Origin of the sequence: Mycolicibacterium diernhoferi, assembly GCF_019456655.1 — a bacterium.
In the GTDB taxonomy this organism is placed as follows: domain Bacteria; phylum Actinomycetota; class Actinomycetes; order Mycobacteriales; family Mycobacteriaceae; genus Mycobacterium; species Mycobacterium diernhoferi.
On record NZ_CP080332.1, the window covers coordinates 620,431 to 633,867 of the forward strand.

General features: G+C 69.5%; 14 protein-coding genes. 8 read left to right on the plus strand and 6 right to left on the minus strand.

Going from position 1 to position 13,437, the window contains the following annotated elements:
* From K0O62_RS02885 to eccE, 7 genes are all read left to right on the plus strand, one after another.
* Entirely contained in the window at nt 1-1,593 is a 1,593-nt protein-coding gene (locus tag K0O62_RS02885; protein ID WP_073855597.1) for a PPE family protein, read from the plus strand.
* Between the two features lie 61 nt (nt 1,594-1,654).
* Nucleotides 1,655-1,948, plus strand: coding sequence for a type VII secretion protein EsxS (locus K0O62_RS02890; protein WP_073855598.1), 294 nt, complete (start codon nt 1,655-1,657; stop codon nt 1,946-1,948).
* A gap of 27 nt (nt 1,949-1,975) precedes the next feature.
* Nucleotides 1,976-2,263 carry a WXG100 family type VII secretion target gene (locus tag K0O62_RS02895; RefSeq protein ID WP_073855599.1) on the plus strand — a complete coding sequence of 96 codons (288 nt, stop codon included), beginning with the start codon at nt 1,976-1,978 and terminating at the stop codon, nt 2,261-2,263.
* Complete coding sequence (locus tag K0O62_RS02900) at nt 2,264-3,145, plus strand: ESX secretion-associated protein EspG (protein WP_073855600.1); 882 nt, start codon at nt 2,264-2,266, stop codon at nt 3,143-3,145. It begins immediately after the preceding gene.
* Nucleotides 3,127-4,539, plus strand: a complete 1,413-nt coding sequence (gene eccD, locus K0O62_RS02905) for a type VII secretion integral membrane protein EccD (RefSeq protein WP_073855601.1) — start codon at nt 3,127-3,129, stop codon at nt 4,537-4,539. Before K0O62_RS02900 ends, eccD begins: the two co-directional genes overlap by 19 nt.
* Before the next feature lie 95 nt (nt 4,540-4,634).
* Nucleotides 4,635-5,975, plus strand: coding sequence for a type VII secretion-associated serine protease mycosin (gene mycP, locus K0O62_RS02910; RefSeq protein WP_073855775.1), 1,341 nt, complete (start codon nt 4,635-4,637; stop codon nt 5,973-5,975).
* Entirely contained in the window at nt 5,972-6,871 is a 900-nt protein-coding gene (gene eccE, locus K0O62_RS02915) for a type VII secretion protein EccE (RefSeq protein WP_073855602.1), read from the plus strand. The genes mycP and eccE overlap by 4 nt, the downstream gene beginning before the upstream one ends.
* On the opposite strand, the gene K0O62_RS02920 is transcribed toward eccE, so the two are convergent.
* Nucleotides 6,861-8,054, minus strand: coding sequence for an alpha/beta hydrolase family protein (locus tag K0O62_RS02920; RefSeq protein WP_073855603.1), 1,194 nt, complete (start codon nt 8,052-8,054; stop codon nt 6,861-6,863). The genes eccE and K0O62_RS02920 overlap by 11 nt on opposite strands.
* Before the next feature lie 13 nt (nt 8,055-8,067).
* Entirely contained in the window at nt 8,068-8,976 is a 909-nt protein-coding gene (locus K0O62_RS02925; RefSeq protein WP_207550984.1) for an amidohydrolase family protein, read from the minus strand.
* Between the two features lie 33 nt (nt 8,977-9,009).
* Here K0O62_RS02925 and K0O62_RS02930 point away from each other — a divergent pair, with 33 nt between their 5' ends.
* Entirely contained in the window at nt 9,010-9,774 is a 765-nt protein-coding gene (locus tag K0O62_RS02930) for a trans-aconitate 2-methyltransferase (protein ID WP_073855605.1), read from the plus strand.
* Between the two features lie 75 nt (nt 9,775-9,849).
* On the opposite strand, the gene stf0 is transcribed toward K0O62_RS02930, so the two are convergent.
* The 4 genes from stf0 to K0O62_RS02950 form a co-directional block, all read right to left on the minus strand.
* Nucleotides 9,850-10,650, minus strand: coding sequence for a trehalose 2-sulfotransferase (stf0, locus tag K0O62_RS02935; RefSeq protein WP_073855606.1), 801 nt, complete (start codon nt 10,648-10,650; stop codon nt 9,850-9,852).
* A 66-nt stretch (nt 10,651-10,716) separates the two neighbouring features.
* Entirely contained in the window at nt 10,717-12,096 is a 1,380-nt protein-coding gene (locus tag K0O62_RS02940; RefSeq protein ID WP_073855607.1) for a sulfatase family protein, read from the minus strand.
* An 87-nt stretch (nt 12,097-12,183) separates the two neighbouring features.
* On the minus strand, nt 12,184-12,900 hold the full coding sequence (locus tag K0O62_RS02945) for an NUDIX hydrolase (RefSeq protein WP_073855608.1): 717 nt from the start codon (nt 12,898-12,900) through the stop codon (nt 12,184-12,186).
* On the minus strand, nt 12,897-13,379 hold the full coding sequence (locus tag K0O62_RS02950) for a hypothetical protein (RefSeq protein ID WP_073855777.1): 483 nt from the start codon (nt 13,377-13,379) through the stop codon (nt 12,897-12,899). Before K0O62_RS02950 ends, K0O62_RS02945 begins: the two co-directional genes overlap by 4 nt.
* Nucleotides 13,380-13,437: the final 58 nt, after the last annotated feature.

Genomic DNA, 13,437 nt, shown 5'->3' on the forward strand with positions numbered 1-13,437 from the left:
ATGACCGCTCCCGTCTGGATGGCGTTGCCGCCCGAGGTGCATTCGGCGCTGCTGTCCAGCGGCCCGGGCCCCGGGTCGCTGTTGGCCGCCGCGGGAGCCTGGCAGTCGCTGAGTGCCGAATATGCTTCAGCCACAGCGGAACTTATTGCCACCCTGGGCGCAGTGGCCGCGGGTGCGTGGGAGGGTCCGAGCTCCGAGCAGTACGTCGCGGCGCACCAGCCGTACCTGGCCTGGCTGGCCCAGGCCAGCGCCAAGAGCGCCGTCGCCGCAGCCCAGCACGAGACCGCGGCCGCCGCCTACACGACCGCGCTGGCCACCATGCCGACGCTGGCCGAACTGGCCGCCAACCATGCCCTGCACGGGGCGTTGTTGGCCACCAACTTCTTCGGCATCAACACCATCCCGATTGCCCTCACCGAGGCGGATTACGTCCGGATGTGGGTGCAGGCGGCCACCACGATGAGCACCTACCAAGCGGTCTCCGCGGCCACCGTGGCGGCCACCCCGGTCCTGGAACCGGCGCCGATGCTGCTGACCCCGGGCGTGGGGGAGGCGGGCAGCGCCGCGGCGACCTCCACCCAGATGCTGGCGCAGGGCCAGGCAGCGAATGCCGGTGGCGCGCTGAACTCGTCGAACTGGCTCGTCGACCTGCTGGAGCCCTACCTGCGCACCCTGGTCGGCGGCGACCTGATCATCGACTTCCTGCGCAATCCGCTGGGCATTCTGCGGCAGATGCTGATCGACTTCGTCACCAATCCGTCGGCGGCCCTGGTCACCTGGGGGCCGATGCTGTTCGCCGTGGTGTTCCAGCTGATCACCCAGCCGTTGGGCTGGGGTACCTGGATCGGTGCCGCGCTGGCGCCGATGCTGCTGCCGGTCCTGGCCGGTGTCGCGCTGGCGATGCTGGGTTTCCTTGCCCTGCTACCGAAGTTCGACGACCTCCCACCCATCGACCTCGGTGAGGCACCGGCGGCCGCCCAACGCACCGAACCCAACCTTCCGGTGGCGAGCATCACCCCGGCCGGTACCCCCACCGCCGCGGCTCCCGCGGCAGGCACCCCCGCGTCGGCTCCGGCGACCGCGCCCGCCGCCGCGCCGGCAGCCGCGGCTCCGGCCATGGCGTACGCGGTCTACGGCGGACACCCTGGCGGCGGCTTCAGCCCGACCGTCCGTGACAGCACCGCCGCCAAGGCACCCGCGTCGGGCTCCTCGGCGGCGGTGGCCTCGGCGGCCGCCCTGTCTGCGGCCGAGCGCCGGAAACGCCGCCGTAAGAAGGGTGGCGAGATCAAGGACCGCGCGTACGCCGACGAGTACATGGATTACGACGAGGATCCCGCACCGCCTGGGGCGAGCGAAGCGACGGGGAATGTGAAAGCACCCCGTCCCGAGCCGACGGTGCAGGCGAGCGAGCGCGGTGCCGGCCCGCTGGGCTTCACCGGCACCGTCACCAAGGACATCACCAGGGACACGGCGGCCGCCGGCATCACCGAACTGGCCGGGGACTCGTTCGGCAACGGACCCACCAACCCCATGCTGCCGGGTTCCTGGCGGCCCGACGATCCGTCGGCACCGGAGGGGGGAAAGCACCGCTGAGCGCGCGCCGGAAAGCCCAGATCACATCGACTGACCACAGATCCACCCGAAAGGAAATGCCATGAGCATGCTCGACGCGCACATCCCCGCGCTGATCGCCTCGGAGTCGGCGTTCGCCGCGAAGACCGCGCTGATGCGCAGCACCATCGCCCAGGCCGAGTCGGCCGCCCAGGCTTCGCAGGCCTTCCACATGGGTGAGTCCTCGGCCGCCTTCCAGGCCGCGCACGCCCGCTTCATCGAGGTGTCGGCCCGGGTCAACGCCCTGCTCGACATCGCCCAGGCCAACCTCGGTGAGGCCGCGGGTACCTATGTCGCGCAGGACGCGGCGGCGGCCAGCACCTACACCGCGATCTGATAACGCACCAGGACCAGGAGAACTCACATGTCGCAGATCATGTACAACTACCCGGCCATGCTCGCGCTGTCAGCCGAGATGAACGGATTCGCGGGGGCTTTGAACGCGGTCGGCGCCGACATCGCCGCCGAGCAGGCCGCGCTGGCGGGAGCCTGGCAGGGTGACACCGGGATGACCTACCAGGCGTGGCAAGCGCAGTGGAACGCCAGCATGTCCGAGCTGGTGCGCGCCTACCAGGCGATGGCGAGCACCCATGAGACGAACACCCTGTCGATGAACGCCCGGGACCGGGCAGAAGGCGCCAAATGGGGATAGATGGCTGCTAATGCGGTCGAGCTGACCGTCGAGCAGGCCTGGTTCATCGCGGAGGAGAGCGGCTGCGGGTCGTTTCCGTGGGTGCTGGCGATCACGCCGCCCTACAGCGAGCCCGCCGCCGCCGGACAGTTCGCGGCAGAGCGTGTCGCCGAACTGACCGAGCTGGGCGTGATGTCGACCGGCGGGGCCATCAACCCCGCTGTCGCCCAGTGGATTCAGCAGACCTGCCGGGCTCGGCAGTGGCTCGAACTCCGAATCGTGGGCGGGCATGGCGACATGCTCCGCGGCCTCGTCGCGCGCCGCGACGATATGCCCGGTGCGCGGGCGGACGGACCCTCGGTCGTCGCCCTGCGCAGCGGGGGATTGGTGACGTTCACCGCGATGGAACTGCTGCATCCGAACGATCTGGTGCCGGTGCTGGTCTCCGGACTGGACGGCCGGAGGCCGGCGAGCTTCGATGAGTTCACCGTTCCGGTGCGAGCCGGGGCGCGCGCCGACGAGAAGCTCCGAAATGGTGCCGACATCACCGAAGTGCTTGAATACCTGGGCATTCCGGCGTCCGCACGCCCCGTCGTGGAGGCGGTGTTCACCGGACGGCGCAGCTACGTCGAGATCGTGGCGGGTGAGCACCGGGACGGCCACCGGGTCGGCACCGATGTCGGCGTCAGCGTCGTGGACTGCGAGGCCGGTCGCATCCTGGTGAGCCCGTCGAAGGCCTTCGACGGCGAATGGGTGTCCACGTTCGCGCCCGGCACCGCGGCGGCCATCGCTGCCGCCGCCGACAGACTTATCGCAACACTGCCGCACGGAACGTGGTTCCCGACGGCGCAGAACCGAGATTTCGACCAGAGAACGGAAGACCGATGCCCGACAACACTGTGATGCCGATCGTGCGGGTGGCCGTGCTCGCCGGCGGGGACGGCCCCGGCGGGCGAGTCACCGAGATGGCACTACCGGCCGAACTGCCGCTGCGCGAGATCATCCCGGCGGTACAGCGCACCGTGCTGCCGACCGGAGACGCCGACGCCACGTCCGCGGGCCGCCCGTCGCGACTCAGCCTCGCGCCGATCGGCGGTGCACCGTTCAGTCTGGACGCGACGCTGGACACCGTCGGCGTGGTGGACGGGGATCTGTTGGCGCTGCAGGCCATCCCGACCGGCCCGCCGGCACCCCGCATCATCGAGGACATCGCCGATGCCGCGGTCATCTTCTCCGAGGCCCGGGAGAAGCCCTGGGGTCCTGCCCAGATCCAGCGTGCCGCCGCCGTCGCCGTCATTGCGCTGATCCTGCTCGGCACCGCACTGGCCACCGCCGTGCGCTTCGCCACCGGGCACTCGGCGGGGCTGTTCACCGTCGCCGGGTTCGCCGCCGCAACCGTTGTCGCCTCCTTCGCCACCCGGGCCCGGTTCCCCGGGTTAGGCACCGCGCTGGCGGTCACCGCGCTGGTGCCCGTCGCGGCGGCCTTCGCGCTCGCCGTACCCGGTGACTTCGGTGCCGCACAGCTCCTGCTGGCCGCCGCGGGTATCGCGGCCTGGTCGGTGATCAGCATCATCGTCTTCGAACGCGCCATCGCCACCTTCACCGCGGCGACGGTGACCGGACTCGGTGTGCTGCTGTTCGCGGTGCTGGCCACCATCTGGGATATGACCGACATCCGCACCGGCAGCGGTCTCATCGTCTTCGCCTTGCTGGTGACCGTGCAGGCCGCGCGGCTGTCCGCCCTGTGGGCGCGGCTGCCCGTCCCGGTGATTCCCGCCCCCGGCGATCCGACGCCGTCTGCGCAGCCGTTGCGGGTGCTGGAGGACCTGCCCCGGCGCATCCGCGTCACCGACGCCCACCAGACCGGTTTCCTGGCCGCGGGCGTGCTGCTGTCGGTCGCCGGTTCGGTCGTCCTGGTCGGCGGTTCCGGTGCGTCGCCGTGGGCCTGGGTGCTGGTCGTCGCCGCGGCACTGGGCACCACGCTGCGTGCCCGGGTGTGGGATTCGACCCCGTGCAAGACGTGGCTGCTGAGCCAGTCCTTCCTGCTGCCCGCCGCGCTGCTGGTGGTCTTCGCGCTCGACGAGCGGTACACGGCGGCATGGTGGGCGCTGGCCGCGCTGGTGGCCGTGGCCGCCGTCTGGATCGTGGTGGCGCTCAACCCGCGGATCGCGTCGCCGGAGACCTACTCGCTGCCCGCGCGCCGGCTGTTCGGATTCGCCAGCTCTGCGGTCGACGCCTCGGTCCTGCCCATCGCGGCGTATCTGGTCGGCCTGTTCGAGTGGGTGCTCAACCGATGAGTGGGGATTTCGGCGCGCTCGCGTTCGGAAAGCGAACGTCGGCGCGCCGAAATCGCGGGGGAGCCGCCGCGTTGACCGCCGCCGTCGCGGTCGCCATGATCGCCACTCCGGTCGCCGGGGCGATCCCGCCACCGGAGGTGGACGCCGGTACCGCGCCGCCGTCGGGTGCCGCGGGTCCGGTGCAGCCCATGGTGCAGCGTGGTGCCTGCACGGTGACCGGGGTGATCCCGGGCACCGACCCCGGCGCGGTCAGCCCGAATCAAATCACGCTGAACCTGGCGGAAGCCTGGCGACACAGCCGCGGTGACGGTCAGACCGTCGCGGTGATCGACACCGGTGTGCAGCCCGGACCGCGGCTGCCCAACGTCGATCCCGGTGGGGATTTCGTCGCCGGTAGTGACGGGCTCACCGACTGTGACGGGCACGGCACCATGGTCGCCGGTGTCATCGCCGGTCAGCCCGGCGCCGACGGCTTCTCCGGTGTCGCGCCGGGGGCACAGCTGCTGTCCATCCGGCAGACCTCGGCTCGATATTCCCCGGCGGGCTCGCCGAATCAGCCCGGCCAGGACCCGGTGATGGTGGAGGCCAGTAACGACATCGCCACCCTGGCCCGCGCCGTGGTCCGCGCCGCCGATCTGGGTGCCCGGGTCATCAACATCTCGTCGGTGGCCTGCGTCCCGGCGACCGCCACGATCGATCAGAGCGCACTCGGCGCGGCTCTGCGCTACGCGGCCGTCGAGAAGGACGTCGTCATCGTCGCCGCGGCCGGGAACACCGGGGGCGGCATCGCGGGTGGAACCGCCTGTGCGGCCAACCCGTTGACCGATCCGACCCGTCCCGACGACCCGCGCAACTGGGCCGGCGTGACCTCGGTGTCGACGCCGTCCTGGTGGCAGCCCTACGTGCTGTCGGTGGGGGCACTGGACCCGGCCGGGCGGCCCGCATCGTTCAGCATGTCCGGGCCGTGGTTGGGCCTGGCGGCACCCGGCGAGAACATCACCTCGGTGAGCAACGGCCCCGACGGGGGACTGGCCAACGGTCAGCCCAACGAGAAGGGGGAGCTGGCGCCGGTCAGCGGGACCAGCTACGCGGCCGCCTATGTCTCCGGTGTCGCCGCGCTGGTCCGCAGTCGTTTCCCCGAACTGAGCGCCGAGCAGGTGGTGCGCCGGCTGACGAGCACCGCCCGCGGTGCGGACCGCTCGCCGTCCTCGCTGGTCGGCGCCGGGACCATCGACCCGGTGGCTGCCCTGACCTGGGATGTGCCCGGCCCGGGCAAGCCCGCAGAAACCACCAAACCCGTTGCGGCACCCCCAGAACCGGTGCAAGAGGATCTCACTCCTCGGGTTGTCGCCTACATCGGCGCCGGCCTGCTCGCCCTGGCCGCCATCGTGACCGCTGCGATCGCCGCACACCGACGGAAGGACAAAGCCGCATGACGGCCCGACTCGCCCTGGCGCTGCTGTTCATCGTTCCGGCCGCCATGGCCTACCCGTACGAGACGACGACCCAGCGCTGGGTCCTCGGTGTCGCGATCGCCGTGGTGATCGTGTTGTTCGCTTGGTGGGGTGGCGATTTCGCGACCACCAAGCTGGCCCGGCGGTGGTCGATCTGGCGTGGCAACCGCGCCGGAGCCGAAACCGAGCAGCAGCCCGCTGACACCGCCACGGTGGTGTTGCGCATCGACGAGTCGGCGGCCGATGAGTTGCCGGTGGCACTGATCGCCGGCTACGCCGCGCGGTACGGACTGCGCTGCGACAAGGTCCGTATCACCAGTCGTGATCGGGCCGGTGAACGCCGGACCTGGGTGTCGATGACCCTGGATGCCGCGCAGAATCTCCGCGCGCTGCAAGCCCGTTCGGCTCGGATCCCGTTGCGTGAAACCGCCGATGTCATGGGCCGTCGGCTGGCTGACCATCTGCGGGAGAGCGGATGGACGGTGTCGGTGCTCGAGGTCGTTCCGCGTCCGGTCTCCAGCCAGGCCAAGGAGATCTGGGGTGCGCTCAGCGACGAGTCGGGATTCCTGACCGCGTACCGAATTCCGGCGGCATCCCTGCCGGCGGTCTTGGACGCAGTGTGGGCGCACCCGTCCGACGAAGTCTGGACGGCGGTCGAATTCGGTCCCGGAACGGTGACCGGGGTCGCTGCGGTGCGCTCGACGGAGCACCCCGGCGCGAGTGCCCCCATTGCCGGGCTGGTCACTCTCGGTGGGCGTCAGCGCCGGGTACTGAACAGCCTGGATCCGCGGTCTTCGCACCGTCTTCCCGGCCACGAACCTGCGCGGAGGGTCGCCGAAGAGCTGCGCTGGGCGGCCGGTTCCGCCGTCAGAACATGAACGGCTGCAGGAACCGGGTCATCCGGCGCAGGTAGTCAGGCTGGCTGACGTGCAGGACGTGGTTGCCCGGGAACCAGTGGAAGGCGCAGCGATCCCAATGCCGCCACAGGATCTCGGCTTGCTGCGGCGGCGCCAGCTTGTCTCCCAGGCCGGCGATGATCAGTCGCCGGTCCTTGGGTACCAGCGGCGGGTAGTTCAGCGGTGAATGGAACATGGTGGCAGCGTCCGCTTTGGACTTGTCCACCTGGGTGAGCCGGTTGCCCAGCCGCACCAGCATGTTGGCCGGGAACCAGTCGTCGAACGCGGCCTCGGGCGTCACCACCGGCACGTTGGGGATGACGGCCTGGATCCGGTCGTCGACCGAGGCGATCAGCGCGGAGGTGTACCCGCCCAGCGACATCCCGGTCAGCGCGATCCGGTCGACACCGGTGGATTCCAGGTAGTCGATCACCGAGCGGAAGTCGTACACCGCCTGGGCCATCGCCTCGGCGAACCCCGCCATACCGTCGGCGAAGTAGCCGTACCCGCTGTACGGGGAGTTCGCCTCGGCCCGCCGGCCGTGGAACGGCAACGTGTAGAGCATGATGTCGTAGCCGGAGCGGAAGAACCACGGTAGGGCGAAGAACAATCCGTTGAACAGGTACGCCGACCCCATGAAGCCGTGGATCAGGCACAGCGTCGGCCGCGGCCCGTCACCGTGCACCCAGTGCTGGGCGTGTACCACATTGTTGCGGGCATAGGAGCCGCGCTGCTCGCGCAGAGCGGGATTCACCGCCTCGAAGCTGCTGGCGAAACGGATGTTGTGTACCGCGCCGTGCGCGATCCAGGACGCCACCGGATTGGCCGGGCGCGTCGACACCCGCGGCGGGGCGGTGGGGGCGGGAAACGAGAGCTGCGGATCATGCTGCGCGGCAAGGTCGATGTAGAACTCCAGTGCGGCGTCCTCGTCATGGGCGCGGTTCGGGCGCAGGGCGGCGCCGGCAAGTCGCGGCAGCATGGCGGCACCGACGATGCCGGCGATGGTGGTGCGCAGACCGAGATCCGCGACGGCCGAGGCGTCGACCACCAGCCGCTGCTGCCGGGTCAGGTCGACACGGCGCGGCAACCCGCGGGCGGTGGCGTCCGCACCGGGAACGTTCGGAACGGGAATCGGCGGGTCGACGGGTTCGGACGGTTCGGTCACCTCGATCGCCTTTCTACCGGGGCGGTTCGGCCGATGGTAGCCCGAACAGCCGTACCCCGTTGGCATAAAACACATTCCGCAGCCAGTCATCGTCGACACCGGGAATCTCGGTGAGCACCGACATGGCGTGCGGATAGCCGTAGGGGATATTGGGGAAGTCGCTGCCGAACAGGATCCGGTCACCCATGTCCGGCAGCCGGGCGTAATCGTCGGCCGGGAACGGCATCTTCTCCTCCATGAACCCGGTGAAGGCCATGGTGGTGTCCAGATGCAACTGTTCGAAATCCTCGCAGAGATCCAGGAACTCGCCGTACTCCGGACCGCCCATGTGGGCGATCACCAGGCGCAGCCGCGGATGCTCGGTCAGTACCCGGCGGATCGGCTCCGGGCCGGTGTGCGTGCCGGGGGCGGGCCCGGACCCGCAGTGGATGATGACCGGCGTGCCGGCGTCCTCCAGCACACCCCAGACGTCGTCGAGCAACGGGTCTGCGGGGTGGTAGTCGCCGACCTGGACATGGGCCTTGAACACCTGCGCACCGGACTCCAGCGCGGCGGTCACGTACTGCGCGGCGCCCGGCTCGGGGAAGAACGTCGCGGTGTGCAGGCAATCCGGGGTGTCGGCGGCGAATCCGGCGGCCCACCGGTTCAGCCAGGCCGCCATGGCCGGCTTGTGCGGGTAGATCAGCGAGGTGAAGGCCAGCACGCCGAAGGAGCGCAGGGTGTGTAACCGGTCCTGCTCGTCGCTGCGGTAGGTGATCGGCCAGGGCCGCCCGATCAGCGGGCCCGCATCGTCGAAGTAGCGCCAGACCTTGTCCATCACATTCTTCGGCATGAAGTGGGTGTGCACGTCGACGATGCCGGGCAGGTCCAGGGCCCGCCAGAGCTGGCGGACCGACTCGGGTTCATCCATCGACTCGATGATGGCACCCGCACCGGGGGAGCAGAATCCCAGGGTATGTGGAACCCCGAGGTCTACCTCGCCTTCGCCGATCACCGTGGCCGCCCGTTCTTCGATCTGGTGAACCGGGTCGCCGCCGAGGCGCCGCGGCGGGTGGTGGATCTGGGGTGCGGGCCGGGCAACCTCACCGAGACGCTGAGCGGGCGTTGGCCCGGTGCCCGGGTGCAGGGCTGGGACTCGTCGGCGGAGATGGTCGCCGCGGCCACCGAACGCGGGGTCCACGCCCGCCTCGGGGGGATCGCCGATTGGGTTCCCGAACCGGATACCGACGTGGTGATCTCCAACGCGGCGTTGCAGTGGGTGCCCGAGCACCGCGAGTTGTTGGTGCGCTGGGCCGCCCAACTGGCTCCGGGCGCGTGGATCGCGTTCCAGGTACCCGGCAACTTCGACGCGCCCTCGCACGCGGCGATACGCGAGGTGGCACGGCGGGAGCCGTTCGCCGATGCGTTGCGCGATATGCCGTGGCGGGACGCCGATGTGGTCGGCACACCCGTCGAATACGCGGGACTGCTCACCGACGCGGGGTGCACGGTGGACGCCTGGGAGACCACCTATGTGCACGAATTGGCGGGTGACACACCGGTTCTGGATTGGATCACCGGGACGGCGTTGACCCAGGTGAAGGAGCGGTTGACCGAACCCGCGTGGCAGCGGTACCGGGAGGAGATCATCCCGCTGCTGGCCCGGGCCTACCCGCGGCGCGCCGACGGGCACACCTTCTTCCCGTTCCGCCGGGTTTTCGTGGTGGCCCAGACCCGGTGACTTGTGGAGCCTTACCCGAAACAGGACACCGGACTGGTTACGGCTAAGACTCCACAAAACGCGCAAGCTCGTCGGTCATGTCGGGAGCCCCTCCCGGTGCGCGTCGGCGCGATACCGGTCCACCCAGTCATCCGAGCGTTGGTCGGCCTGCCGTTCCAGCACCGGCGTCGGCGCCAGCCGCGGGTCCAGTCCCAGTCGTTCCAGCACGTCGGCCACCACGGTGGTCAGGTTGCGCCACAGGTACGGGTAGGAGATGTCGAGCGGTTCGACGCCTTCCTCCTCGAACCAGGTCCGCCAGCCCTCCTCCTGGGCCCGCAGCATGGTGATGACGTGTGCGATGGCCCCGGCGTGATACTCGGCCCGGGCGTCGCGCACCGGGTCGGGGCGTCCACGCCAGACCCGGGTCTGTACGGCCCGCCAGAACGACACGGCCTGGGACACCACATCGGGCCGGTAGATGTGCACCAGCACCGGATCGCTGCCGACGACGTCGCGGATGGCCGACAGCAGGCCGGTGCCGGACCGGTCCGGCAGATCCTCGGCGCGGTCGGTCAGCAGCGGGGTCTGATTCCACATCAGCTTGCCGCCCCACACCCCGTTCGGGGTGCGCCCGACGGTCTGGATGTAGTCCCGCCAGATGGTGGCCGGCGCCAGGTCGGGCTTGCCCTCCACCAGCGGGTCGAGCAGTCGCAGGATCGACTCGTCCTGCACGCCGGCGAACCACTCGCGCGGTTGCGGCGACATGCTGGTGTTCGGCAGGTACTGGAAGAACTCCTGCGGCTCGCCGGCCACGCCGGTGGCACGCAGCGATTCGACGAGCAGCGTGCTGCCGCTCCGCTGCGACGCGAGGACGAGATACGCCTTCGGGTGGGCCATGCGGGAGAACTGTAACGGCAATTCCATTGTGCCGCAGGCGTTGTATTCGCCTCACCCTGAATTTAACTATTGCGGCGACTGGGGTGCATCTTCGATGCCGCGATCCTCGGCAATTGCGGCGCGGCTCAGACCCGGCCATTCCTTGATCGTCAAATACGTTTGCGTGTACCGCTCCGAGATTCTGGTCCCCGCGAAATCGGAGGGGATGACATCGTTCGTCTGCATCCGCCAGTCGTTCAGTTGCAGCGCGAGTTCGCGGGCAATCTCTGCGGTTTCCGCAGTAAGCGGGGTGCCGAACAGGTTGTGCGACTCGCCCGGGTCGGTCCGGAGGTCGTACAGCTCCCGCCCCGGGCGCGGGCTGCGCGCATTCGGGCCGACGACCGCGCCGGGAGCGCTGTCGGCGATATCCCAGGGCAGATCCAACAATGGTCGTTCCGCGTAATTCTCGATATAGGAGAATTCCTTTGTCCGGATGGCCCGGATGGGATCGAAAGAATCGTGATAAGTCTTTGTCGAGTACACCTCGGTGCGTACCGGAAAAGGCGTCGCCGCGGGCTTGACGAAATTGTCCGCGTGGGACAGCCCCTCGACCTCGGCGGGCGCCTGGACTCCCAGCAGGTCCAGCAGCGTGGGCACCAGGTCCACCCCGCTGAACAGTTCGTCGTAGACCTGTGGCGGCACACCCGCCCCGGTCGGTGGGCGCACGATCATCGCGATGCCGGTGCCCGCGTCGTACAGCGTGGACTTGGCCCGCGGCAGCGCCGGGCCGTGGTCGGTCATGAACACCACCCAGGTGCTGCGGTCCAGCCCGGTTTCGGCCAGGGTGTCCAGCAGCCGTCCGACGGCGGCGTCGGCGACGGTGATCGAGCCGTAGAAGTCGGCGAGGTCCTGGCGGATCTCGGGGGTGTCCGGCAGGTACCCGGGCAGCTCCACCGAGGCCGGGTCGGCGGGTTCGTAGCGGTCGTGCGGGTAGGGGCGGTGTGTCTCGAAGAATCCCGCGGTGAGCAGGAACGGGCCGGAGAGTTCGGCCGGGGCCCGGCGCAACCAGGCATCGGCCTGCTCGACGACATACTCGCAGTACGAATTCGACACGTCGAACTCGTCGAAGCCCAGGCGCGAGGGAAAGGAGGTCTCATGCTGCATACCGAACAGCGCGGTGCGCCAGCCGGACTCGGACAGCATCGCCGGCAGGGTGCGAACCCCCGCCCGGTACTCCCACCCATGATGGGCCAGCCCGACCAGGCCGTTGCTCTGCGGGTAGCGGCCGGTGAACAGCGATCCGCGCGAGGGCGAGCACAGCGGCGCGGTGGCATGCGCCCGGGTCAGCAGGATGCCCTCGGCGGCGAGCTGGTCCAGCCGCGGACTCCGCACATCGGTGTGGCCGTACACACCGAGATGGCGCCCCAGATCGTGCCAGTGCACGATCAGTACATTGCTCTTCTGCATCTGGCCACCATCCCACAACGGAACCGCGCGCTGCAGTAGGGATTTGCGCAGCGCGGCCGCTGCGGTTTACCCGGCGGCCGTGATGTGCTATTTCCAGGCGAACACCGGCTGCTCCAGCTGATCGACCGGATCACCGCGGCCTTCCAGGCCCAGCCAGCGCATCTGCAGCAGTACCGCACCGGTCGGCGCGTGGATCAGGTCGTTACCCAACGGAATCTGCACCACCGGCCGGGGACTCTCGGGGATGGTGATGTAGCGCGGTGAATCCTCCCGCTGCAGCTGGTGCAGTCCGACCCGGTACACCGCGACCACCTCGTCCGGGGACGGAAGCAACTCCAGTCGCCCACCGCCCCACAGCACCACCGGGGTGATCACGTACCCCGATCGGGTGGGGTAGTCGTCGAGCATGCCCAGCACCGAACTCCCCGGCAGGTCGACACCGACCTCTTCGTGTAGTTCGCGCAGGGCGGCGTCGGTGGAGGTCTCGCCCGGGTCGAGGCGCCCGCCCGGCAACGCCCACTGCGCCGAATGGGAGTTCAACCGCGATGCCCTGCGGCACAACAGGAACGATGCGCCACCGGATACATCGACCATCCGGCCGTCCAGCGAGTCGGGCATCGGCCGGCCGGCGATCCAATCCTCGACCGGTGCGGGGTCCACCCGGTCCTCGCCGAGGTGGGAGTCCACCAGGGTGACCGCCACCGCGGCGCGCCGCTTGGACGGATCGGTGCAGGTGCGGCGGTCGTGGGCGGCGAGGTTGGCCCGGATGCGTTCACGCAGTGTGGCGTCGTAACTGATCGTCATGGGTGATACGGCACCCCGACGGCGCGGAAGATGAACTCCGGTGGGACGTCGTAGGACAGTGACCGACGCGGCAGCCGTGCCAGCACATCGTCGGACAACGGTTCCTTGTAGTGCAGTGACAATCGGCCCTCGCAGCGCGGGTCGACCTGGGCGACATCGAGGTCGATGACCAGCCCTGCCGGGGAGATGTCGGCGGTGACCGGGCCCGAAAGTGGTGCGTCCCAGCGCAGATCGATGGCGCGTCCGGCGAGTTTGGGGACGGTGGCCAGGGTGGCGAGCACCCGGGCATTGGTGAACACGAGTGATCCGGACAAACTGGTCACGCTGCCCGTCGATCGTCGGCCCGGGACCTTGCCGGAGAAACGCCTGGTGATCGGTACGTACTCGGCGAAGTAGATGATGCCCTCGGCCTGCACAGCCTCGCGCAGCTCGCTGGGAAGTTTGCCGATGCGCAGGAGTTTGCGCAGGAACACCGCCATGATCCGCACGATACGCCAAACCAGGAACGGCGCAGCCCGCCTATGATCGGCGAGGTCA

What these genes read in the sequence shown, in the direction of transcription:
- K0O62_RS02885 (WP_073855597.1), top strand. Translation starts at nt 1, where the DNA reads ATGACCGCTCCCGTCTGGATGGCGTTGCCGCCCGAGGTGCATTCGGCG.
- K0O62_RS02890 (WP_073855598.1), top strand. Translation starts at nt 1,655, where the DNA reads ATGAGCATGCTCGACGCGCACATCCCCGCGCTGATCGCCTCGGAGTCG.
- K0O62_RS02895 (WP_073855599.1), top strand. Translation starts at nt 1,976, where the DNA reads ATGTCGCAGATCATGTACAACTACCCGGCCATGCTCGCGCTGTCAGCC.
- K0O62_RS02900 (WP_073855600.1), top strand. Translation starts at nt 2,264, where the DNA reads ATGGCTGCTAATGCGGTCGAGCTGACCGTCGAGCAGGCCTGGTTCATC.
- eccD (WP_073855601.1), top strand. Translation starts at nt 3,127, where the DNA reads ATGCCCGACAACACTGTGATGCCGATCGTGCGGGTGGCCGTGCTCGCC.
- mycP (WP_073855775.1), top strand. Translation starts at nt 4,635, where the DNA reads ATGATCGCCACTCCGGTCGCCGGGGCGATCCCGCCACCGGAGGTGGAC.
- eccE (WP_073855602.1), top strand. Translation starts at nt 5,972, where the DNA reads ATGACGGCCCGACTCGCCCTGGCGCTGCTGTTCATCGTTCCGGCCGCC.
- K0O62_RS02930 (WP_073855605.1), top strand. Translation starts at nt 9,010, where the DNA reads ATGTGGAACCCCGAGGTCTACCTCGCCTTCGCCGATCACCGTGGCCGC.
- stf0 (WP_073855606.1), bottom strand. Translation starts at nt 10,650, where the DNA reads ATGGCCCACCCGAAGGCGTATCTCGTCCTCGCGTCGCAGCGGAGCGGC.
- K0O62_RS02940 (WP_073855607.1), bottom strand. Translation starts at nt 12,096, where the DNA reads ATGCAGAAGAGCAATGTACTGATCGTGCACTGGCACGATCTGGGGCGC.
- K0O62_RS02945 (WP_073855608.1), bottom strand. Translation starts at nt 12,900, where the DNA reads ATGACGATCAGTTACGACGCCACACTGCGTGAACGCATCCGGGCCAAC.
- K0O62_RS02950 (WP_073855777.1), bottom strand. Translation starts at nt 13,379, where the DNA reads ATGGCGGTGTTCCTGCGCAAACTCCTGCGCATCGGCAAACTTCCCAGC.